The sequence below is a fragment of the Vibrio sp. RE86 genome (assembly GCF_013114545.1).
Taxonomy (GTDB): domain Bacteria; phylum Pseudomonadota; class Gammaproteobacteria; order Enterobacterales; family Vibrionaceae; genus Vibrio.
Genome location: NZ_VTXI01000013.1, coordinates 48,670 through 71,044, shown reverse-complemented (window position 1 = coordinate 71,044; position 22,375 = coordinate 48,670). Strand labels below are relative to the sequence as shown.

At 46.1% G+C, this 22,375-nt stretch carries 18 protein-coding genes; 11 read left to right on the top strand and 7 right to left on the bottom strand.

All coding sequences use genetic code 11. The features are described from left to right. Positions 1-34 precede the first annotated feature (34 nt). Positions 35-1,486, bottom strand: coding sequence for an aspartate ammonia-lyase (gene aspA / locus F0231_RS13490; RefSeq protein WP_171760232.1), 1,452 nt, complete (start codon positions 1,484-1,486; stop codon positions 35-37). A gap of 330 nt (positions 1,487-1,816) precedes the next feature. Between aspA and F0231_RS13485 the strand changes: the two genes are divergently transcribed. The 8 genes from F0231_RS13485 (at position 1,817) to F0231_RS13450 (ending at position 14,044) form a co-directional block, all read left to right on the top strand. Continuing rightward, the gene (locus F0231_RS13485; RefSeq protein ID WP_171760231.1) at positions 1,817-2,335 is read left to right on the top strand and encodes an FxsA family protein; all 519 of its coding nucleotides are present in this window, start codon (positions 1,817-1,819) and stop codon (positions 2,333-2,335) included. A 348-nt stretch (positions 2,336-2,683) separates the two neighbouring features. After that, positions 2,684-5,287, top strand: coding sequence for an ExeM/NucH family extracellular endonuclease (locus F0231_RS13480; RefSeq protein WP_171760230.1), 2,604 nt, complete (start codon positions 2,684-2,686; stop codon positions 5,285-5,287). Between the two features lie 134 nt (positions 5,288-5,421). After that, entirely contained in the window at positions 5,422-6,009 is a 588-nt protein-coding gene (locus F0231_RS13475; protein ID WP_171760229.1) for an aminodeoxychorismate/anthranilate synthase component II, read from the top strand. 401 nt (positions 6,010-6,410) lie between these two features. Further along, positions 6,411-7,625, top strand: a complete 1,215-nt coding sequence (locus tag F0231_RS13470; RefSeq protein ID WP_171760228.1) for an aspartate aminotransferase family protein — start codon at positions 6,411-6,413, stop codon at positions 7,623-7,625. Between the two features lie 112 nt (positions 7,626-7,737). After that, positions 7,738-8,757, top strand: coding sequence for an arginine N-succinyltransferase (gene astA / locus F0231_RS13465; protein WP_171760227.1), 1,020 nt, complete (start codon positions 7,738-7,740; stop codon positions 8,755-8,757). Positions 8,758-8,790: 33 nt separating this feature from the next. Beyond that, positions 8,791-10,248 (top strand): succinylglutamate-semialdehyde dehydrogenase, encoded by a 1,458-nt coding sequence (gene astD / locus F0231_RS13460; protein WP_171760226.1) that lies wholly within the window; start codon positions 8,791-8,793, stop codon positions 10,246-10,248. Positions 10,249-10,591: 343 nt separating this feature from the next. Continuing rightward, positions 10,592-11,383: a DUF1338 domain-containing protein gene (locus tag F0231_RS13455; RefSeq protein ID WP_171760225.1), complete on the top strand. Its 792-nt coding sequence runs from the start codon at positions 10,592-10,594 to the stop codon at positions 11,381-11,383. Between the two features lie 228 nt (positions 11,384-11,611). Continuing rightward, on the top strand, positions 11,612-14,044 hold the full coding sequence (locus tag F0231_RS13450) for a CAP domain-containing protein (protein WP_171760224.1): 2,433 nt from the start codon (positions 11,612-11,614) through the stop codon (positions 14,042-14,044). 58 nt (positions 14,045-14,102) lie between these two features. On the opposite strand, the gene crp is transcribed toward F0231_RS13450, so the two are convergent. The 6 genes from crp to F0231_RS13420 all read right to left on the bottom strand — a co-directional run bounded on the left by crp (position 14,103) and on the right by F0231_RS13420 (position 19,577). After that, positions 14,103-14,735: a cAMP-activated global transcriptional regulator CRP gene (gene crp, locus F0231_RS13445; protein ID WP_004410522.1), complete on the bottom strand. Its 633-nt coding sequence runs from the start codon at positions 14,733-14,735 to the stop codon at positions 14,103-14,105. Between the two features lie 241 nt (positions 14,736-14,976). Then, complete coding sequence (locus F0231_RS13440) at positions 14,977-15,846, bottom strand: phosphoribulokinase (RefSeq protein WP_171760223.1); 870 nt, start codon at positions 15,844-15,846, stop codon at positions 14,977-14,979. A gap of 90 nt (positions 15,847-15,936) precedes the next feature. After that, positions 15,937-16,149, bottom strand: a complete 213-nt coding sequence (locus F0231_RS13435; RefSeq protein WP_171760222.1) for a YheU family protein — start codon at positions 16,147-16,149, stop codon at positions 15,937-15,939. Between the two features lie 40 nt (positions 16,150-16,189). Then, on the bottom strand, positions 16,190-17,164 hold the full coding sequence (locus tag F0231_RS13430) for a hydrolase (RefSeq protein WP_171760221.1): 975 nt from the start codon (positions 17,162-17,164) through the stop codon (positions 16,190-16,192). 14 nt (positions 17,165-17,178) lie between these two features. After that, positions 17,179-17,658: a TIGR02444 family protein gene (locus F0231_RS13425; RefSeq protein ID WP_171760220.1), complete on the bottom strand. Its 480-nt coding sequence runs from the start codon at positions 17,656-17,658 to the stop codon at positions 17,179-17,181. Next, complete coding sequence (locus tag F0231_RS13420; RefSeq protein WP_171760219.1) at positions 17,655-19,577, bottom strand: ABC transporter ATP-binding protein; 1,923 nt, start codon at positions 19,575-19,577, stop codon at positions 17,655-17,657. The genes F0231_RS13425 and F0231_RS13420 overlap by 4 nt, the downstream gene beginning before the upstream one ends. Before the next feature lie 170 nt (positions 19,578-19,747). Here F0231_RS13420 and kefG point away from each other — a divergent pair, with 170 nt between their 5' ends. Genes kefG through F0231_RS13405 form a run of 3 tightly spaced genes read left to right on the top strand, consistent with a single transcriptional unit; the run spans position 19,748 to position 22,330 of the window. Then, entirely contained in the window at positions 19,748-20,332 is a 585-nt protein-coding gene (kefG, locus tag F0231_RS13415) for a glutathione-regulated potassium-efflux system ancillary protein KefG (RefSeq protein ID WP_171760265.1), read from the top strand. Beyond that, the gene (gene kefB, locus F0231_RS13410; RefSeq protein ID WP_171760218.1) at positions 20,322-22,118 is read left to right on the top strand and encodes a glutathione-regulated potassium-efflux system protein KefB; all 1,797 of its coding nucleotides are present in this window, start codon (positions 20,322-20,324) and stop codon (positions 22,116-22,118) included. Before kefG ends, kefB begins: the two co-directional genes overlap by 11 nt. 17 nt (positions 22,119-22,135) lie before the next feature. After that, positions 22,136-22,330 (top strand): YheV family putative zinc ribbon protein, encoded by a 195-nt coding sequence (locus F0231_RS13405; RefSeq protein WP_171760217.1) that lies wholly within the window; start codon positions 22,136-22,138, stop codon positions 22,328-22,330. The last annotated feature ends 45 nt before the right edge of the window (positions 22,331-22,375 follow it).

Sequence of the window (22,375 nt, the reverse complement as noted above, 5' to 3'; positions counted from 1 at the left end):
AAAAGGGCCCCGTATGGGACCCTTATCTGTTCGATTACTCGTAACGTTTGGCTTTATACGTTGGGTGCATAAAGTTTTCAACAGAAAGAATGTCATCAAGTTCGTCAGCCGTCAGTAGGCCGCGCTCTAGAACCACTTCACGTACGCTCTTACCTGTTTCCGCACAAATCTTACCAACAATGTCACCTTCGTGGTGGCCAATGTAAGGGTTTAGGTAAGTCACGATACCGATAGAGTTGTAAACGTAGTTTTCACATACTTCTTTGTTTACCGTGATGCCATCAACACACTTATCACGTAAGTTGACACATGCGTTGTGCAGTAGCGAGATAGACTCAAATACGCTTTGTGCGATCACAGGTTCCATTACGTTTAGCTGTAGCTGGCCGCCTTCTGCTGCGAAAGAAACCGTGTTGTCGTTACCTAGAACTTTAAAGCAAACTTGGTTTACTACTTCAGGGATAACAGGGTTTACTTTCGCTGGCATGATTGATGAGCCTGCTTGCATTTCTGGTAGGTTCAGCTCGTTTAGACCAGCGCGAGGACCAGAAGAAAGTAGACGAAGGTCGTTGCAGATCTTAGACAGTTTTACCGCTAGACGTTTAAGCGCACCGTGCGTCATTACGTAAGCACCACAGTCAGACGTCGCTTCGATGAGGTCTTCTGCTGGTACCACTTCTAGACCCGTTACTTCAGCAAGGTGTTTAACCGCTGTTGCTTGGTAGCCTGCAGGAGCATTTAGACCAGTACCAATCGCCGTTGCACCTAGGTTAATCTCAAGCAGTAGCTTAGAAGTGTAGTCTAGGGCACGAATCTCTTCATTTAGCGTCACTGCCCAAGCGTGGAACTCTTGGCCAACCGTCATAGGCACGGCATCTTGAAGCTGAGTTCGACCCATCTTCAATACATCTTTGAACTCTTGAGATTTAAGCTCGAATGCGCCTTTAAGGTATTCGATCGCTTCCATTAGCTGGTGAACGCTGTTGTAAACCGCAATACGGAAGCCCGTTGGGTATGCACAGTTGGTAGATTGGCTCTTGTTTACGTGATCATTTGGATTGATGAACTCGTATTGGCCTTTCTCTTTGCCCATGATTTCAAGTGCAACGTTAGCGATTACTTCGTTGGTGTTCATATTCACTGACGTGCCCGCACCGCCTTGGAAGACATCTGACGGGAATTGATCCATGCACTTACCTGTTTCAAGAATCAAATCACACGCTTCTAGAATGTAGTTTGCAACGTCTTTTGGAATCGCGCCAAGCTCTTTGTTTGCAAGAGCTGCGGCTTTCTTCGTCATCACCATACCACGGACGAACTCAGGTACGTCAGAGATGGTTGTGTTTGAAATGTTGAAGTTTTCGATGGCACGAAGAGTGTGAATACCGTAGTACGCATCAGCGGGTACGTGGCGTTCGCCTAATAAGTCTTCTTCGATACGAGTGGCAAGGTTAGCTGCTTGAGATGCATCAGTTAGGGTAGCCATACAGGATCCTTAGATATTTATTCTGATAATAAAGTTAATTTCTAGCCATTCTGTAGTTGAAGAATCCGTTCGGCAGAATTTTTGGCTGTATAATCCGTCCTGACTTATGTGGCACATAATACTGCACCTAGCGTATAAAAATAGTAAGTTGATCACCTTTTTTTGCTTTCGTTGAGTCAAAGTTTGGTTAGATATGAATAGGGTATTAATAGCCCTTTAGTAGTAGGGTCTTATTGAGTTTTTTATCATGGTTCTGTCACGTTTTTTTACCCCTTAGATTTGAGGTCAAGAAGGGTTTCGACGTACACTGCTCTTAACAAAGGAGGGCGTGTGTTTCCTATCTTACTATTGCTATTTATTTTCGTTCCTATCATTGAAATAGGCCTATTTATTTCAGTGGGTGGTTACCTAGGGTTGTGGCCAACCATTGCACTCGTACTGCTGACCGCATTCGTCGGTGCGTCACTGGTTCGTAGCCAAGGCATTCAAACCTTAATGTCGGTACAAAACCGCCTACAACAAGGTGAAATGCCAGCTCAACAGATTTTTGAAGGAGTGATGCTTGCTGTGGCTGGCGTGTTGCTACTGACGCCTGGCTTTATGACAGATGCGTTAGGCATGCTGGTGCTGCTGCCAGCGCCAAGAGCTGCGATAGCAAAATACCTGATGAGTAAAATGGTGGTTAAGTCGATGGGGCAAGGTGGATTTCACGGTAGCTTCCATGGTGACCAGTTTGGCCAAAGCCCGTTTGAGCAGGACCCATTTCATCGCAGCGGCTCTGACCAAGGCTCAACATTTGAAGGTGAGTTTGAACGCAAAGATGACGACGATCGAAATCGTCTCAATTAAGTCATTTTTAATTGAACCAAAGGCGCTAGTGATAGCGCCTTTTTTGTCACTGTTGCTTGCGCATAAGCTAGGGTTAATACTCTATTAATTAGTAAAAGCTTAATTAAATCAGCCGACTAGTCTCATTTATGAAACTTCTGTTATCCCCAATTGTTGAAAACTTGATGACGCTTCAATTATTCACCATGCCTATGAGATCGAAATCTCACTGTCACTGAATCTTATTTTTTGTTTCATAAAAAACGTCAACACTGAGCATGATTTATTAAAACGTAGTCACAGAAAAAGTGACATGGAACACGCTTTCTAGTTGCTGTTTAACATTGAAAGCGATAGACGGTGGATAACATGAAACAAAAACTCACTCCTACTCTACTTGCCGCAGTGGTGGCTGGCGCGCTCTCGTCTCCAGCAATGGCGGACATCATCATTTCTCAATACGTGGAAGGTGGTAGCTACAATAAAGCGATTGAGATCGCGAACACTGGCGATAGCGCCGTTTCTTTAGATGGCTATGAACTGGCAAAACAGAACAATGGCGCAGGTGCATGGGGCAGTCAATTGTCGCTCAATGGCCAAGTATTGGCAGCTCAGGGCGTACTAGTTGTCGCGCATACAAGTGCCAGTGACGACATCAAAGCGGTAGCCGATATTCTTAATAGTGTAACGGCTAACTTCAATGGTAATGACCCGATGGCACTGCTTAAAGACGGTGCGGTGCATGATGTAATTGGTACTCAAGACGGCGGCAGCAGTAACTTTGCTAAAGACATCACGCTGGTTCGTAACTCGGATGCGATGACACCCTCTTCTACATATGACGCTTCTCAATGGTCATCGCTACCGAAAGACAGCATTGAAGGACTAGGTTTACTCGATGGTGGAACAGCACCAGAGCCATTTGCATGTACACAAGATGGTTCGGCTCCAGCCTTTACTTCTATTCAAGAGATTCAGGGCGAAGGGGACACTTCACCATTCATCAATGGTTACCCGTACATCACTGACGAAGAGTTCTTTGTTAAAGGTGTAGTAAGCGCAGTAACAACCGGCCTGACAAAAGGCTTCTACCTACAAGCACTAACAGACGACTACAACCCAGAGACATCAGAAGGTCTATTTGTTCATACCAACCAGTCTAGCTCTGAGTTGAAAGCGGGCGACGTGGTGTGTGTGAAAGGTAAGGTTCAAGAGTTTTACGATCACACTCAGCTTAAAGTCGAGAACAACAATTGGGTAAAACAGGGTGAGCAAGACGCGCCAAGCGCAACTGACATCGAAATCCTAGCAACGGATGACAACTTTGACCGCACTTTAGAGCGCTACGAAGGTATGTTGGTTCGTACAACCGAAGCGCTTGATATGCGTGTTACACGTACTTTCGGTTATGACTACGCGGCACGTCGCAACAACATGGTTCTTGCGCAAGGCCGTATTAATATGCAGCCAAACCAAAACTTTGCGGCGGGTTCAGACGAGGCGAAACAACAAACTATTGAGAACGCAGAGCGTCGCTTGTACGTCGAGTCAGATGAGAAAGCACCTAATGGGTCTATTCCTTACTACCCTAACTTCGGCCGTACCGACATCGACCAAGATGGTTCAACAGAAGATTACATTCGCATCGACGACACCATCGTTGGCTTGGAAGGTGTGATTACTTACAGCTATGGTGATTACCGCTTAATCCCAACAAACACGCTAACAAGCGAAAGCTTTATTCGTAATGACCCACGTACTGACGATATCGAGATGAAAGAGGGTGATTTACGTATTGCGACCTTCAACGTCCTTAACTACTTCAACTCGCCATTTGGTGGTGATGCTAATCCTCATGGTGATAACCGTGGCGCTGATAGCTTTGAAGAGTTTGAAGTACAGCAAGCGAAGATCGTCAATGCGATTTTACGTTTGGATGCCGACATCATTGGTTTGATGGAAATCGAAAACAACGGCTTTGGTGATAGCGGCGCTATCCGTCAATTGGTTGATCAACTGAACTCACGTATTGAGAAGAAGAAAGATCGCTACGACATTGTTGCAATCGACTCTAACGGCGACAAAGTGACGGACGAGAATGACTACATTGGGACTGACGTGATCACGACTGGTGTTATCTACCGTCCTAAAGTGGTGAAGCTGAAAGACTCTCGCGTGATTCCAATGCCAAGCCAACAAGCACCAGAAGTATTGGATGATGATGGCAAAGTTATCGAAGATGGTAAAAACTACCAGCGTGATTCCCTAGCGCCAACCTTCAAAGTGAAAGGCACGAAAGAGAAAATTACTGTTGCGATTAACCACCTTAAATCGAAAGGGTCTAAGTGTTGGGAAGATGCAGCGCCAGTTGAGCAAGGTGGCCAAGGCGGTCAAGACTTAGATAAGCAAGGTTCTTGTGAAAACTTCCGCGTTGCGGCGGCGGTTGCTCTGGGTGATGCGCTGGCAGAGATCGATGGACACAAAGTCATTCTGGGTGATTTGAACGCATACGGCATGGAAGATCCACTGCTAGTACTGACAGATTACAGCCAAGAGAAATACGGCAAGACAATCAAAGCGGCACGTAACACTTACATTGACGGCCAAGTTCAGTTTGGTGATGACGGCGCTGTGATCACTGACAGCTACGGTTACATCAATGCGGTAGCAAAAGCGCACCCGACGAGCTGGAGCTACTCATTTAATGATGAAGTGGGCGCACTTGACCATCTGCTTATCAGTGAAAGTCTAGAAAAGCACTTCGTTGATGCGACAGATTGGCATATCAATGGTGGTGAATCTACGCTGTTTGATTACAACGATGAGTACAAAGGTGACTTGCCGAAGTACAACGACCACTTCCGTTCTTCAGACCACGATCCAGCGGTACTTGAGCTGAATATGGCGGGGTCATTTGGTTTTGGTGCCATGATGTCGCTATTTGGTTTAGCGATGTGGCGTCGTCGCAAGTAACCTCATAGGTAGCGTGTAAACAGATAAGGTCGGTGTATGCCGGCCTTATTTTATCGTTTGCACTTGCCTTTATTCGCTCATGCTGCACAATACCGCTCCTGACCATCCCATTAATCAATGCTGTTCGTTTCATCATGTTGCTGATTATCGATAACTACGACTCTTTCACTTACAACCTTTACCAATACTTTTGCGAGTTGGGCGCTGAGGTTAAAGTCGTACGAAATGACGAAATCACCCTAGAACAGATTGAAGCAATGAATCCAACCCATCTGGTGATCTCTCCTGGGCCATGTACGCCAAACGAAGCGGGTATTTCGCTCCGTGCTATTGAGCATTTTGCGGGAAAACTGCCAATTCTTGGTGTTTGCTTAGGTCATCAGGCGATTGCGCAGGTATTTGGTGGAGAAGTCGTTCGAGCTAGGCAGGTGATGCATGGTAAAACCTCGCCAATTACTCATAATGACCACAGTGTTTTTTCGGGTTTGAATAATCCGTTAACCGTAACGCGTTATCACTCGTTGGTCGTGAAAAATGGTACTTTGCCGGATTGCTTTGAGCTTACCGCTTGGACTGAACTCGAAGATGGCAGTATGGATGAGATTATGGGTTATCAACATAAAACCCTGCCAATCGACGCCGTTCAGTTCCATCCAGAGTCAATTAAAACAGAGCAAGGGCACCAAATCCTTGCCAACTTTATTGCTCGCAAGCCACTTTAAACGCGCAATTCCTCTACCCAGTGTTCGGTTAAATACTGACTGAGATCACTATTCTTAACATTTTCTTCATAATCATCGCCGCGGATAATTTGTGAAAAAGTATGCGCAGCGTTTGTCACGCCTACTTCTCAGCCCTTATCCAGACTAAGATTAACCATAGCTTATCTTTGCTATAAGAATATATTGCTTCATAAATGTGAAAGGCTAATGCATAAATACTCAAGCTTAGTGATTATTAGACTTCATAGTGGCAAGTAAAAAGAATAAACCACTATTGAAATGGTTAATTAAATGTAAATACAATGCCGATGGTGCTTAATAGCAAAACAAAATCTTATTTCATTGAATGGAAGTAAGGACACCATATTCGCTATGCATGCGGTATTAAGAGGGAATGTGCAATGACTGTAGAAAATAATGTAGAACGCGGTTTGTTTGATGAGGTAATGGTACCTTGTTACAACCCAATGGAAATGATCCCAGTAAAAGGCGAGGGTGCTCGCGTTTGGGACCAGCAAGGTACTGAGTACATCGATTTTGCTGGTGGTATTGCCGTGAGCTGCCTAGGTCATTGTCACCCTGCTATGGTTAATGCGCTAACAGAGCAAGGCCAGAAAATTTGGCACCTAAGTAACGTAATGACTAACGAGCCTGCATTGCGTCTAGCTAAGAAGCTAACCGACGTGTGCTTTGCAGAAAAAGTTTTCTTTGCTAACTCAGGTGCGGAAGCGAACGAAGCGGCTCTAAAGCTGGCGCGTCGTTACGCTGCAGATAAGTTTGGTCCTGAAAAATCAGAAATCATCGCATTCAAACAAGGCTTCCACGGCCGTACTTTCTTCACGGTAACGGTTGGTGGTCAAGCGGCTTACTCGGATGGTTTTGGTCCTAAGCCGGGTGATGTTACGCACCTACCATACAACGACGTTGAAGCACTGAAAGCACATATCTCTGATCGCACTTGTGCCATCATGATGGAGCCACTTCAAGGCGAAGGCGGCATCATCTCTCCAACTGACGAATTTGTTCAGACTGTTCGTGAACTTTGTGACAAGCACAATGCACTGCTTATCTTTGATGAAGTTCAAACTGGTAACGGCCGTACCGGTCACTTTTACGCATACCAAGGTCTTGGTGTAACGCCAGACATTCTTAGCACGGCTAAATCACTTGGTGGCGGCTTCCCTATCGGCGCTATGCTGACAACGACTGAGCTTTCTAAACATTTGAAAGTGGGTACTCATGGCTCGACTTACGGTGGTAACCCATTGGCGTGTGCCGTTGCTGAAGCCGTTGTTGATGTTGTTAGCGCTCCTGAAACACTGGCAGGTGTTGCTGAGCGTGAAGCGCTGTTCCGTGACGGTTTAGCTAAACTTAACGATAAGTACAACATGTTCGCAGAAGTCCGTGGTAAAGGCTTACTACTGGGCGCTGCATTGAACGAAGAGTGGCAAGGCCGCGCTCGTGACGTATTAGTTGCGGCGGGCAAAGAGGGCCTAATGGTATTGGTAGCGGGCACAAACGTTGTTCGTTTCACACCATCACTCGTCATTACTAAAGAAGAAATTGAAGAAGGATTAGCTCGCCTAGATAAAGCTCTAGCTACGCTAGTTAAATAATTAATAACAATATCGGAGGCTTATTACTTTAGTAAGTCTCCCTATACCAGTGTTACCGTTCATTTGTTCGATGGACGGGAGCGCTGGTATCCCGCATCAGGAGGGAGTATCGATGCTGGTTGTTCGCCCTATCGCAATGTCGGACTACGACGCACTGCACACATGTGCTGTGGAGTCAGGTCATGGATTTACATCTCTACCGGTTAACGAAGAACTGTTAACTAACCGAATTACTCATTCAGAATACAGCTTTACTAAGCCCGACGTAACGGAGCCAGGTGATGAAGGTTACCTAATGGTTGGCTTCGATAGCGAATCAGGTGAGGTCGCAGGCTGTACGGGTATTGAAGCCTCAATTGGCTGGGATGTACCGTTTTATTCATACCACATCAGTACGGTTGTACACTCATCTCCAAAACTGGGTGTAAACAACGTGGTTAAGTTGCTGACTTTCGGTAACAACTACACGGGTTGTAGCGAAATTTGTACTCTGTTCTTAAGACCGTCATTCCGCCAAGGCTTGAATGGCCGTTTGATGTCGAAGTGCCGCTTCCTAATGATGGCAGAGCACCCACACCGTTTTTCTAATACGGTTTTTGCTGAGATGCGAGGTGTATCGGACGACGAAGGTAACTCGCCGTTTTGGCAGTGGCTACAAGAGCACTTCTTCTCGATTGATTTCACTATGGCGGATTACCTAACGGGTATTGGCAAGAAAGGCTTCATTGCTGACCTTATGCCTAAGCTGCCTATTTACATCAACCTATTGAGCAAAGAAGCTCAAGCGGTGATTGGTCAGGTACACGACAACACCAAGCCAGCGCTACGCCTACTAGAGAAAGAAGGCTTCACTTGCCGTAACTATGTCGACATTTTCGATGGTGGCCCAACCGTTGAATGTGATGTGCGAAATATTGAGTCAGTTCGCCACTCTTTCCGTGCGAAAGTGACAGTCTCTGAGCATACGAGCTCTCAAGATTACCTTATCTCAAACACATCGTTTGAAGATTTCCGTGCAACAGCGGCTAAGGCGGCTTATGACCAAGCCTCTGAGTCAGTGATTCTTGCGCCAGAAGTGGCGACAGCACTGAAGCTGAACGAAGGCGACTACGTTCGCATGCTGGCTCTGTAAGCCTTAAATAGAAAGAATGTGAAGGAACAAGTTATGACACATTGGATTGCTGGTGAGTGGGTGAAAGGTCAAGGTGAGGCAATGGACTCACAAAGCCCATACAACAACGAAGTGATTTGGCAAGGCGAAAGCGCAACACCGCAGCAGGTCGAGCAAGCGGTATCAGCTGCGCGCAGTGCGTTTGTCGGCTGGAAGAAAATGAGCTTTGCTGAGCGCGAAGCGATTGTTCTGGCTTTTGCTGAGAAAGTGAAAGAGAACAGCGAGCAAATTGCTGAAATCATTGCTAAAGAAACGGGTAAGCCGATTTGGGAAACTCGCACAGAAGCTGCTGCTATGGCTGGCAAAATTGCGATTTCAATTCGTGCATACCATGATCGTACTGGTGAAGCTCAGCGCGAAGCCGCGGGTAATCAGATCGTACTGCGCCATCGCCCATTGGGTGTCATGGCAGTCTTTGGCCCTTACAACTTCCCAGGCCACCTACCAAATGGTCATATCGTACCTGCGCTTTTGGCTGGTAATACCGTGGTATTCAAACCTTCTGAGCAAACGCCATTAACGGGTGAGTTTGCGATGAAGCTGTGGGATCAAGTAGGTCTACCAAAAGGTGTGATTAACCTAGTGCAAGGGGCGAAAGAGACAGGTATTGCCCTAGCTGACTCAAAAGGCCTTGATGGTGTGCTCTTTACCGGCAGCGCCAACACGGGACATATCCTTCATAAACAGTTTGCAGGACAACCAGGTAAGATGCTGGCGCTAGAGATGGGGGGTAACAACCCTATGGTTATCTCTGACAGCTATGGTGACCTTGATGCGACGGTTTACACCATTATTCAATCGGCGTTCATCAGTGCAGGCCAACGTTGTACGTGTGCTCGTCGCCTATATGTACCTGTGGGTGAAAAAGGCGACTTGCTGGTGAGCAAACTCGTTGAAGCTACTAACAAGATTCGTATCGATCAGCCATTTGCAGAACCTGCGCCATTTATGGGTCCACAGATTTCTAAAGCTGCGGCTGACTTCATCCTTAACGCGCAAGCAAACCTGCAGCAGTTAGGCGGTGAAAGCTTGATTGAAGCGCGTGCGGGCGAGGCGGCATTCGTCACTCCTGGCATTATCGATGTCACCGCAATTGCAGAGCTTCCTGATGAAGAATACTTCGGTCCGTTGCTGCAAGTTGTGCGCTACCAAGGTCTAGAACGAGCGGTTGAGCTGGCGAACGATACTCGCTTTGGCTTATCAGCGGGTCTCGTGTCTACGGATGACAGCGAATGGGAATACTTTGTTGACCATATTCGTGCTGGCATCGTAAACCGCAACCGACAACTTACAGGCGCAAGTGGTGATGCACCATTTGGTGGCCCGGGCGCATCAGGTAACTTACGCCCAAGTGCTTACTACGCTGCTGATTACTGTGCTTACCCAATGGCATCGATGGAAGGAGGAGAGACTCTACTTCCTGCAACCTTGAGCCCTGGTGTTGAGCTTTAATACCAACCAGAATAAATATTTGTTCGTTCTTGCTGGTTAAAATCGCTGATAGCTTCGTTATAGCTATGTTTTTAAAGAATGGTGTAGGTAGGTCAACTAGCTAGCTGCAATCTATGCCTTGCTCTAAGCGATTTTTCCTGCGCAATTATCTGAACACCTATTTATCCAGATTGGTATAACAAAAACAATTTCCCTTTTAGCCTCTCCGAGTCGAGAGGCATTTTCGTCACAGGCTGAAGGCTATCTAATCATACTTTCTGGACATTTTGGTTAGGTGGCCTTTTTTACATCAAGATAAAAACAATAACCCTAACAACGTAAACCACCCCTACAAGGAGGCGTTATGACGCCAGATGTTCTGTTCCAATCGTTATGGAATGACTATATTCACCGCTTATGTCCCTCTGCCGATAAAGTGCATCAACTTCTACAAGAAGAGGAAGCACTGATTAATGACCATATTGCTTTGCGCACCTTTAATGTTGAACCATTAGGGATTGCGACATTAGCTCAGCCGTTCTTAGATGCCGGCTACAAGCCATGTGGCGACTATGAGTTTGAAAGCAAAAAGTTGGTGGCTAAACATTTTGAACATCCTGATCCAAAACAACCGAAAGTATTCATCAGTGAGTTGAAAGTGAATGAGTGTTCTGCAGAGCTTCAGGTAATTGTTGCTAAGCTTGTCGAGCAATTGGACACCCATGATCTAAAAGGTGCGGACTTCCTATGGGGTGGCCGTCTATGGGACTTGAGTTACCAAGATTTCCAAACACTAGCGAAAGAGAGTGAATACGCGTCTTGGTTAGCGGCACACGGCTACGGTGCGAACCACTTTACTGTCAGCGTTAATCAGCTGAACGCTTTCGATGAAGTAAAAGAAGTGAATGACCATCTTCGACACGCAGGTTTTACGATTAATGAGTCGGGCGGCGAAGTAAAAGGTTCTCCTGAGGTGTTACTTGAACAATCATCAACTATGGCTGATAAAGTCTCAGTAACCTTCAGCGATGGTGAGCAGAGTATTCCTGGCGGCTTCTACGAATTTGCCAAGCGTTATCCAATGACCAATGGTGAGCTTTACCCAGGTTTTGTTGCAGCGTCTGCTGACAAAATTTTTGAAAGTACCCACCAGTAAGATTACGTAGGTGATAGGGATGGTTCTTTATATCTTTATCACCTGACTCTAGCCTTATTTTTAGCAAAGAATATCGCTTAACGTTAACCTTCCAGTTTATCTCTTTCTTATCTACACGATTTCAAAACGAATCTCGTTAATTCGTCTTCATCTTAGCCATCCAATAGATAACAGGTATTTTCTTTGCTAATATTTTTACGGTCTATTGTTCTGTAAATTGGTGGCAGCATGGAGAAGCTTCGAACACTGTCCTTGAGCTTGATTGCGAGTTCGATCTTAGTGGGTTGTGGTATAGAAAACGAAATACGTCAAGACTCTTCAGAGGCGGAGTACACGGCGATTGATGGCTACTTACGCAACGCACAAGTCTGGGTCGATCTTAATGAGGATGGTTCAATGGATGCCAATGAGCCTCAAGGGTTAACGAATCGCTTAGGTAAAGTGAGGCTGAAAATCTCTGATGGCCTTAATATTCTTGATTACCCTGTCGTTGTACAAACGATTCCTGGGCAAACCAAGGACTTTGATCCTGATTCTGGCCTTGTTCGAGTCGTAAATAAAGCGTTTACATTATCGGCCCCAAAAGGGCAGAAAGAGATCACACCGCTCTCGACGTTAGTCAATGAGAAGGTTAAGAAAGGACTTTCTATTGAAGAAGCGATATCAGAAGTGGCTGAAGTACTTGGTGTTGAACCTTCCGAAGTTTTAGGCGATTTCTTTGAGAAGAAGAATAAAAAAGTGGCCAAAATTGCTGTCAGCATGGTTGCTAGTGATCTACTTAATGATCCAGAAATCCTCGAAGACTTTGACAGTGTTGCAGAACAATTAGAGGAAATTGCAGGTTGTTCCGAAGGCATCTCACAAGATCCTAATGCGGTATGTGAAATTAATGAGCTTGGGGAGATTGAAGAAGGGGTTCTTCCTGAAGGTGAACTAGACAGTGAAGACGATTCTTCAAATTCCCCGCTTGATGGTGAATATCCTAGTTACGATGACCCAATTAACCCAGGAACACCAAGTTATGGTGGCGGCGGTAGCGGCAGTAAACCAAACCCTGGAGGCAGCACTGGTGGTGGTGGGTCTACTTCACCTGGAGATGGTGGTGGGGAAGACGGAACATCTCCTCCAAGTGATGAGTTACAAGGACTCAGCCTAGAGCCACTAAACACTATTCGTCAAAACCAGTTTGGTGATAAGTCTAAGCTGTCGACTAGACTGCAGTTGAAGCAAAGCGATGCAATGCTTGAACTTGCACGTACGAGAATGAATGCTCTTATCGAGAGTCAAGAATTTACAGAATATGACTTCTCGACGCTGGATGTGGGAGATCTGTTTATCGATCCCACAAAAGATATAGGAGAGATTCGATTCCTTTCAGATAACTCATCAGTATCGATCGAGAGCGCAGCCGAGGCGTGGAAGACGCAAGGCGCAACGTATGACTTTGATGCTTTTGATTATGATAAAAAACGCTTTATTACGGCCTGTAGTGATGAAAAGCCATGTTACAACTACGCTCAAATAATCACGAGCCGAGCGACAGAAGCGGCTTGTGTGACTGACAGTTATAAAGAGGGTGATTTGGCCGGTAAATCGGCGGTAGTGTGTACGTTCAATAGAACGTTTATCCCTTACTTTCGTGCGTACAATCCTCGTCAGCAGTCTACAGCGCAAATCGACGCTTACATAGATAAGCATAATTATTATCGAGATATCCACGATCCGAATAAACCTCTGCACTTTAACGAAATCCTTGAACTTGAGGCTCAAGACTACGCCGATTATTCTGCGATATATGGATTATGGCGCCATGCAACAGGAAAAGAGAAAAACTCAGACCTGACTGATGCCGGTTATCTTCAAGGCGAAAACTTGTTTATTGGTGGCGCTAGGCCAGAAGTGGCCGACACGATTCGAATTTATTATGAAAATGAAGTTGGGAACTTAGTTTATGATGCAGCTTCAGGCCGTTCTAAGTGTGAAGCCGGCAAAATCTGTGGTCATGCTACGCAAGTCGCTTGGCAGCCAACGCGTTTAGTTGGATGTGCTGATTCATACTACAAAGACCCTGTGGGTGAGGGCGCAAGTCGAAAAGGAAAGTTCCTATCTGTTTGTCGTTACTGGCCAGCGAAAATTGGCTCCGGACAATTTGTATGCCCTGAGCAGTTTGAGGGTGACATCCTATTTGAAGCGCCTCATTTGGCACTACCTTATACAAAAGAAAGTCTTATTCCATTTACTCCAGAGTTGGTTAAGAACGATTTTTCTTTGACGACTTATACTCAAAATCGAGCTGATGGTGATTGTACAATAACGACAGGAACGCCCTCTCAGCTTTCCTTAGACGGTGGCTCTATTAGCAATGTTACGTTAGAGCTGTATGTCGCTGCGGGTGGCGGTCGTGTGCAGCGCAAGACAGATGAGTTCAATGTTAGCAGGGTTACCTACTCGATTAATGAGTTAGGCCAGTTAACTGGGAGTGGCATTGTAGGTGCTGCCGCGGTGCAGGCTACGCTTTACTTCACCTACAGCATTTTGAAGCAAAGAGAAGATGGCAGTTATATCGTGGAGGCAGACTATGAACTGTCAGAACTTTATTGGTCGAAAGGAAGCATAGCTGAGTACAGAACAACGCAGCGTGTTATCCAATTGATGAACTAGACTGTAATGCAAAAAAGCCACCCTGAGGTGGCTTTTAAATTCTGATTCGCTAATTAAATTAACGAGTGCCGTATACTACGATAGTTTTACCGTGTGCAGAAATTAGGTTCTGCTCTTCTAGCATCTTCAGGATACGACCAACTGTTTCACGTGAACAGCCAACAATCTGACCAATCTCTTGACGAGTGATCTTGATTTGCATGCCGTCTGGGTGAGTCATCGCGTCAGGTTGTTTCGCTAGGTTTAGTAGCGTTTGAGCGATACGGCCAGTCACGTCTAGGAATGCTAGGTCACCTACTTTTTGGCTAGTCACTTGTAGGCGGCTTGCCATTTGCGCAGAAAGACGCATTAGGATGTCTGGATTAACTTGGATAAGCTGACGGAACTTCTTGAAAGAGATTTCCGCAACTTCACAAGGAGATTTAGCACGAACCCAAGCTGTACGCTCTTGATCTTCTTCAAATAGACCAAGCTCACCGATAAAGTCGCCTTGGTTTAGGTAAGAAAGGATCATTTCCTTACCTTCTTCGTCTTTGATAAGAACCGCAACAGAGCCTTTAACGATGTAGTACAACGTTTCAGCTTTCTCGCCCGCGTGAATTAGCGTGCTTTTTGATGGGTACTTATGAATATGACAGTGTGAAAGGAACCACTCTAATGTTGGATCGGTTTGAGGTTTACCTAGAACCATAATATCTCACTTCCTCTGCAGGGTACGCTTGCCGCTTTCCATATTTTAGCGAAGCCTTAAATTGGCTTACTAGGATAAGAGCACTTTACAAATGCTGCAAGCTAACTTGTGTTTCGGTTTGAAATAGTATCCTTTTTCGAAAACGATTTCTTGATTTTAATCGGGTCGTACGGTGTATTTACTACGCAAAACTGTGCACATGATCACGGTATGAAAAGTAATCGTGTTCTACGCCTGAGCCTTAACCAATTTTGCCAGTTTCAATCAGCTGTTGAAGGATAGGGCGCACAATCAACTCCATTGCAAAACTCATCTTGCCACCAGGGACAACAATGGTGTTGTGACGGGACATAAATGAACCATCAATCATCGCCAGAAGATATGGGAAGTCGACATTTTTGATACCACGTAGGCGAATGACGACGAAACTCTCATCTAAGCTAGGGATGCCTTTTGCATTAAGAGGGTTTGATGTATCAACGGTCGGGACACGCTGAAAGTTAATGTGAGTACGTGAAAATTGAGGAGTGATATAGTTGAGATAATCGTCCATTGAGCGAACGATTGAATCCATAACGGCTTCACGAGAGTGGCCTCTATCGCGAGTGTCACGAACAAACTTCTGAATCCACTCAAGGTTTACAATCGGTACCATACCAATCAGAAAATCGACATGTTGAGCGACGTTGACATCACCATCGACCACACCACCATGCAATCCTTCATAAAAAAGGACATCTGAGTTTTCTGGTAGGTCTTGCCAAGGTGTGAATGTGCCGGGCATTTGATTGTAAGGCACAGCCTCATCAAAGGTGTGTAAGTAGCTACGAACCTGCCCGATACCTTCTTGACCATACTTACGGAAGAACTCAGCTAGACCGCCAAAATCATTGGCCTGTGGACCAAAGTAGCTAATGTGGCGACCTTGTTCACGCGCTTTGCGAATCTCGACGTCCATTTCTGGGCGAGTAAAGCGGTGGAAGCTATCGCCTTCAACCCAAGCGGGTTTGACGTTCATCATATTGAACATCTTACGGAAAGCTTCTGAAGTCGTAGTAGTACCAGCACCAGAGGAACCAGTAACGGCGATAATAGGGTGTTTTGCGGACATGACAAACCTTGTCTGTGAGTAACGTTCCTGTTTTCAATGCGCACTATATCATGCTTTCTATTGCCGTCACTGCATGATGTGTTTTAAAACTTAAAAACGCTGCTTGAGTTGAATATCGACGGTTTCGTGCAGTTCAGAAAAGACCACAACCGCCTCGCCAGACTCAAGTTGAGAGCGAATTTGGTCGACTTTGTCTTGGGTTGATATCTCGACGTCACCGTAGTCAGTACCTTCGCGCAGGACAAATTCTCGGATGAGATTGTCTAGAGTGTCTGAGTCGATTTGTTGCCATGGAACGATCATAAATACCTCTGTCTTTTATGTTCGTGAAAATACCCGCGTATTATGCCGTATCTGCCAAACTTTCATAGTAGGCAGGAAGCGCCTCTTCTAACCAGAATCTCGGTTTAATCGCACTGCCTGTGACAAAGCCAACATGACCACCTTGCTCAAACAAGCGATAGTCGATGTTATCTGGCAACACATACTTTGGGATCACCGCATCAGTCATGAAAGGATCGTCTTTGGCGTGAATGATCTGAGTCGGCAGTTTGATCTCTTTTAAGCGATGAATCCCAGAGCATTGCTGATAGTAATCTTCCGCATCTTTAAAACCATGCAATGGCGCTGTGATCAAATCATCAAACTCATACAGCTTAGTGACTCGCTTAATGTTGTGATAATTGAGCCCTAGTTTTCCTTTGAGTAGCTGGTGTTTTTGCAGCGCGCTCTTTTTCAGAGATGAAAGCAGATAGTTTTTGTAAAGCCTAGAGAACCCTTGTTCGATCCGTTCCGAGCAAGCCGAAAGGTCAAAAGGAGCTGACACAATTGTCGCTGCATCGAGTAGTGGTTCATCGCTGTATTTGGCTAAATAGTTCGCCAGCATATTGCCACCCAGCGAGATCCCGACCGCGACCTTGGTTTGGTTTGGAAAACGTTGGTTCAAATGTTCGAGGAAGAAACGGGCATCTTCCACTTCACCAGAGTGGTAAGCGCGAGCCAGTTTATTCGGTTTACCGCTACAGCCTCTAAAGTGCATCATGACGGAAAGCCAGCCTTGTTTGGCAAACGCGTTCATTAATCCATTGGCGTATGGGCTGTAGAAACATCCTTCTAAGCCATGAAAGAGAACAAAGATAGGTTTGCTTGTATCCGAGTTCTCAACCTCCTCACTCCATGCAATGTCTAAGAAGTCTCCATCAGGCGTGTCGAGCGTTTGCCAAATCGGTTCAAACAACGCTTTCTTGCGGATAAAGCGCGGAGCTAGGGTTTGCAGGTGTGGGTTCGCTAATCCTTTAGCGGCAACAAATTGAGTCATAGGCAGTCTCTAAGCTAGAGGTTGGCAATATTATCGATGGGCTGGGCAAATGAACTGTAGAGTTGTTCACCACCCAATTGGCGGCAGTAACGCAGAGTGAGTGGTTCACCGTGATTCACTTCCAGTTGGATGCTGTTGATGCAGTCAACTAAGTCAGATTGCTGCTGCTTTTCTAGCTGCAATTCAAACTGAAGAGATTCGCGGTAAAGGGTGTCTGTCACGTGAGACTTGAGTTTACGTCTTAGCTCTCGGTAGCTCAGTAATAGCGCTTCTGATCGGCCAAGACACTCTTCAACACGGTGCCAGTCCTGTTCTTGAAAGCATACCTGCTGCTCGTCGAGCCATTTAAGCAGTAGCAGCAGGTTTACATTACCTTTGAACTGGTTTTGCAGATTCAAGCACGCCTCTTTCACTTCACGCACACTGTAGTATTGCAAACTGAATTGCCATAAACGTTCCAGTGTTAGGGAAATCGTGACGTGCTTTGAACTCATAGGCTGTTGAACTCCTGTTCCATCTGTTCTAGTTCTTCTTGTAGAGCCATCCACTCCATTTCAACGTCTTCAAGTTCACTTTTACTGTTCGCCTGAACAGCCAGTACTTGATTAAGTTTAGCTTTATTTTCGGCATCATAAAGTGAGTTATCGGACAATTGCGTTTCGGCCTCAGCTAATTGGCTACCCAACTTATCCATTTTTTCTTCAAGTTTTGTCAGGTTTTTGCGAAGAGGAGCGGTCTGTTTACGGAATTCTGCTTCACGGCGCTTTTGGTCTTTTTTCGCAGCAGCACTGTTGGTGGTCTCTTTTGCAGGTTGCGATGCTTGCGCTTCTTTACGCTCCGCTTTTTGCTGCTCAGTCAGCCACTTATAGTAATCATTGAGGTCACCATCAAATGGAGCGACTTGGCGGTCGTGAACTAGATACAGATCATCGGTCGTTGCGCGCAGTAGATAACGATCGTGCGAGACAATCACCATCGCCCCTTCGAAGGTTTGCAGTGCCATGGTGAGGGCTTGACGCATATCGAGGTCCAAGTGGTTGGTTGGCTCATCGAGTAGCAGCAAGTTCGGTTTTTGCCATACGACCAGTGCCAATACGAGACGCGCTTTTTCACCCCCTGAAAAGGGTGCCACTTTCTCGAGCGCTTTATCACCTTGGAAACCAAAGCTACCTAAATAGTTACGTAGCTCAAGCTCGTTCTTATCAGGCGCGATTTGCATCATGTGTTGCAGTGGTGTCTCTTCTGGATGCAGTGTCTCTAACTGGTGCTGAGCAAAGTATCCAATCTTTACCCCTTGAGAATAAGTCAGATCACCGCCTTGAGGGTTCAACTCACGCGAGAGCAGCTTAATGAGGGTCGATTTACCTGCGCCATTGCGTCCAAGAAGACCGATACGGCTGCCTGGTACCAAGTTAAGGCGAATCTTCTCGAGAATCAGGTTGTCATCATAGCCTGCTGAGACTTCGTCCATCATGATGATTGGGTTTGGCAGAGCATCAGGATCGCGGAACTGGAAGCTAAATGGGTTATCCAGCTGAGCAGGTAGCACTTTTTCCATGCGCTCCAGTGCTTTGATGCGACTTTGAGCTTGGCGTGCTTTTGATGCCTTGTAGCGGAAACGATCAATGTAGCTTTGCATGTGCGACATCTGTTTCTGCTGCTTCTCAAATTGAGCTTGTTGAAGGATCAGCTTCTGAGCGCGTTGATCTTCAAACGATGAGTAGTTACCGGTGTACTCATTGAGCTCTTGATTCTCAACATGAATAATACGGCCGACGATCGGGTCTAAAAAGTCACGATCGTGAGAGATCAAAACAAGTGTGCCGGGGTAGTTTTGTAGCCAGCGTTCGAGCCACATAACCGCATCCAAGTCTAAGTGGTTGGTCGGTTCATCGAGTAGCAATAGATCAGAGCGGCAAAGCAGAGCTTGAGCTAAGTTCAGGCGCATGCGCCAGCCACCTGAGAATTGAGTCAGGTTCCAGCTCATTTGCTCTTGGCTAAAACCTAAACCATCTAGCAGCTCAGAAGCGCGTGCGCGAATGCTGTAACCACCGATGGTTTCGATCTTGCCGTGAATCTCAGCCACAAGCGTGCCGTTGTCTTGCTCTTCGGCTTTGGATAGGTCGGCTTCTAAAGCACGGTACTCACGATCACCATCAATGACATATTCAATTGCACTGCGTTCAAGCGCTGGCGTTTCCTGTGCAACCCAAGCTAATTCCCAATGCGCAGGTTTACTAAAGTTGCCCGCATCAATAGAAAGTTCATCTTTAATTAGGGCGAATAGGGTGGATTTACCACAACCGTTTTTGCCCACAAGACCCACTTTATCGCCTGGGTGAATAGTAGCGGAAGCTTGATCCAATAGCGGTTTTCCACCACGAAGAAGCTGGATGCCAGAGAAGGTAATCATAATCTTTTGCTTTGTCTTTGCTCGTATTGCGTCGAATAGTAGGGCAGTTATCTGTTTATGTCGATCGTTGCGTTATGATGGCTAACAACGTATAACAAACTGATAACGATAAATTACAACAAAAACAATCGTACACGGCTATGAATAATATAAGGATTGCTGTCCAAGGAATGCAGACTTCACTGTCCGATAAACCTAAAGTGCTGGTGCTTTACGCTCACCCTGAATCGCGTGACTCAGTCGCCAATCAAATGATGCTCAAGAAGATCGAATCGCTTGAGCATGTCACGGTGCATGATCTTTATGCCCACTATCCAGACTTCTTTATTGATGTCAGCGCAGAACATCAACTTCTTAATGAGCACGATGTGATCGTCTTTCATCACCCTCTCTATATGTACTCTTGTCCTGCCTTGTTAAAAGAGTGGTTGGATCGAGTATTAGGTAAAGGTTTCGCCTTTGGTAAGGGAGAAGCGCTGAAAGGGAAGCATTGGCGCAGCGTGATTACGACAGGCGGTAAAGAAGACGCCTTTAGTAAAGCGGGCTATAACCGCTATCCTTTATCAGAGATCCTTCAACCTTTCGAGCTCACAGCTGCATTGTGCCAAATGCATTGGATTGAGCCTTTAGTACTGTATTGGGCTCGCAATGTCTCCGAGATGGAGCGCTATCAACATGCTGAGTTCTATCGCCAGTGGTTGAATGATCCCCTTTATGCTTATCCGCAGGAGTTAGGAGGTGAGCATGGCGCTTGAGAGTGATTTTTTACAAAGCAGTGCAATCTTTCTGACTGCCGCTGTTGTTGCTGTTCCTTTAGCTCAGCGTTTAGGGCTGGGCTCTGTGCTGGGTTACCTATTGGCGGGTGTGGCTATCGGCCCGTGGGGCTTAGGTCTGATTCGAGATGTTGAAGCGATTTTGCACTTCGCCGAGTTTGGCGTGGTTTTACTGCTGTTCTTAATTGGCTTAGAGCTGAACCCTAAAAAGTTATTTGCGATGCGAGGGCCGATCCTCGGTTTAGGTGGCGCCCAAGTGGTGGTGACAACCTTAGTCTTGGCGAGCGTGGCTTACCTTGCTGGAACCAGCTGGCAAACGAGCTTAGTGATCGGAATGGGGCTGGCTCTTTCCTCCACAGCGATTGCACTACGAGTTATTGAAGAGCAAGGCTTAGCCGGTGGCGAAACGGGTCAGTCAGGTTTTGCGGTACTGCTGTTTCAAGATATCGCGGTGATCCCAATGCTGGCGATACTGCCTGTCCTTGCGGGTAATACCGCAGGGGATTGGCTTGATGCGTTATGGATGTTGGGCGGTGTTGGTGGCCTGCTTGTCGGCGGTCACTTCTTATTAAGACCGTTATTTCGTTATGTCGTATTAAGTGGTGTGCGAGAGTTGTTTACGGTCGCGGCGCTGCTGCTGGTCATCGGTATTGCCTTGATGATGAAACAGCTCGGCCTATCGATGGCGTTGGGGACTTTCTTGGCCGGGGTACTTCTGGCTGAAAGTGAATATCGACATGAGCTAGAAATTGCCATCGAACCTTTTAAAGGGCTGTTACTTGGCCTGTTCTTTATCGCGGTCGGCATGGCGGTCAACTTAGGCCTATTAGCACTGCAACCTTTTGAGGTGATTTCAGCGGTAGTGGGCTTGGTCATTGTCAAAGGGATGATTCTTTACATCTTGGCGCGGATTGCAGGTAGCGGCCCTAAATCGCGCAGTAAGATGGCGGCGATATTGAGCCAAGGTGGTGAGTTTGCTTTCGTTATCTTTACTGCAGCTGCAACCGAAGGGTTACTTGATTCAGAGCAGACGGCTTTTCTTTTGGTCGTCGTTAGCTTGTCTATGGTGACCACGCCATTGCTTTTGATGGCTCAAAGCAAGTGGTATGCACGCGGCCTAAATGCAGGCACAAGTGAAGAAGTAAGAAGTGACATCATCAACAAACAGCCTCGAGTGATCATTGCAGGCTTTGGTCGTTTTGGACAGATCATAGGCCGTTTGATGTACGCCAATAAGATCAAAGTGACGGTTCTTGAAAGTGATGCAAGCCAAATCCAGCTACTTAGGAAGTATGGTTACAAAGTGTTTTATGGTGATGCGACTCAAGTTGATCTATTAAGGGCGGCTGGAGCCGATAAAGCAGAAGCGATGATCATCTGTACCGATTCACCAGATGAAATCATGCAAATTATCGAGCTTTGTCAGACTCACTTCCCAAATTTGAAGTTGCTTGCTCGTGCGCGTAGTCGTGTTGAAGCGTATCAGTTATTAAGCCACGGCGTAGAGAGCTATTCACGAGAGACCTTCTTAGGAGCACTCGATTTAGGTCGCCAAGCATTGGTTGATTTAGGCATGCACCCATATCAAGCAAAGCGAGCTGAAGCGCATTTTAGAAAATTAGATAATGCTATGCTCAAAGAGCTGTTACCTCAGCATAGTGATGATAAACAATTGGCCCAAAGAGCCAAAGAAGCCCGTAAAGAACTGGAAGAGATATTTGGTCGTGAAATAGAAAACGATCAACAAGCAAAGAACTTCTGGGATTAATCCAATAGAGTTGTACCATGAAAAAACGATTTATCGCAGGGGCCAGCTGCCCTAAGTGTGCTCAGCAAGACACACTTCGCTGGTGGATAGAGAACAACATTGAGTTAGTTGAGTGTGTGGAGTGTGGTCATCAAGATCAGCGTAAGCCAGAATCTGTAAACAAAACCGACCACAATGCACAAGAAATGATCGGTATTTTTAAGCCGGATTGATTGAGTTTCTCCAAATCATCCCCATAATACCCCTGTAGAAAGTTA

Coding starts and splice junctions, on each gene's coding strand:
- aspA (WP_171760232.1), bottom strand. CDS start 1,486: ATGGCTACCCTAACTGATGCATCTCAAGCAGCTAACCTTGCCACTCGT.
- F0231_RS13480 (WP_171760230.1), top strand. CDS start 2,684: ATGAAACAAAAACTCACTCCTACTCTACTTGCCGCAGTGGTGGCTGGC.
- F0231_RS13475 (WP_171760229.1), top strand. CDS start 5,422: ATGTTGCTGATTATCGATAACTACGACTCTTTCACTTACAACCTTTAC.
- F0231_RS13470 (WP_171760228.1), top strand. CDS start 6,411: ATGACTGTAGAAAATAATGTAGAACGCGGTTTGTTTGATGAGGTAATG.
- astA (WP_171760227.1), top strand. CDS start 7,738: ATGCTGGTTGTTCGCCCTATCGCAATGTCGGACTACGACGCACTGCAC.
- astD (WP_171760226.1), top strand. CDS start 8,791: ATGACACATTGGATTGCTGGTGAGTGGGTGAAAGGTCAAGGTGAGGCA.
- F0231_RS13455 (WP_171760225.1), top strand. CDS start 10,592: ATGACGCCAGATGTTCTGTTCCAATCGTTATGGAATGACTATATTCAC.
- F0231_RS13450 (WP_171760224.1), top strand. CDS start 11,612: ATGGAGAAGCTTCGAACACTGTCCTTGAGCTTGATTGCGAGTTCGATC.
- crp (WP_004410522.1), bottom strand. CDS start 14,735: ATGGTTCTAGGTAAACCTCAAACCGATCCAACATTAGAGTGGTTCCTT.
- F0231_RS13440 (WP_171760223.1), bottom strand. CDS start 15,846: ATGTCCGCAAAACACCCTATTATCGCCGTTACTGGTTCCTCTGGTGCT.
- F0231_RS13435 (WP_171760222.1), bottom strand. CDS start 16,149: ATGATCGTTCCATGGCAACAAATCGACTCAGACACTCTAGACAATCTC.
- F0231_RS13430 (WP_171760221.1), bottom strand. CDS start 17,164: ATGACTCAATTTGTTGCCGCTAAAGGATTAGCGAACCCACACCTGCAA.
- F0231_RS13425 (WP_171760220.1), bottom strand. CDS start 17,658: ATGAGTTCAAAGCACGTCACGATTTCCCTAACACTGGAACGTTTATGG.
- F0231_RS13420 (WP_171760219.1), bottom strand. CDS start 19,577: ATGATTACCTTCTCTGGCATCCAGCTTCTTCGTGGTGGAAAACCGCTA.
- kefG (WP_171760265.1), top strand. CDS start 19,748: ATGCAGACTTCACTGTCCGATAAACCTAAAGTGCTGGTGCTTTACGCT.
- kefB (WP_171760218.1), top strand. CDS start 20,322: ATGGCGCTTGAGAGTGATTTTTTACAAAGCAGTGCAATCTTTCTGACT.
- F0231_RS13405 (WP_171760217.1), top strand. CDS start 22,136: ATGAAAAAACGATTTATCGCAGGGGCCAGCTGCCCTAAGTGTGCTCAG.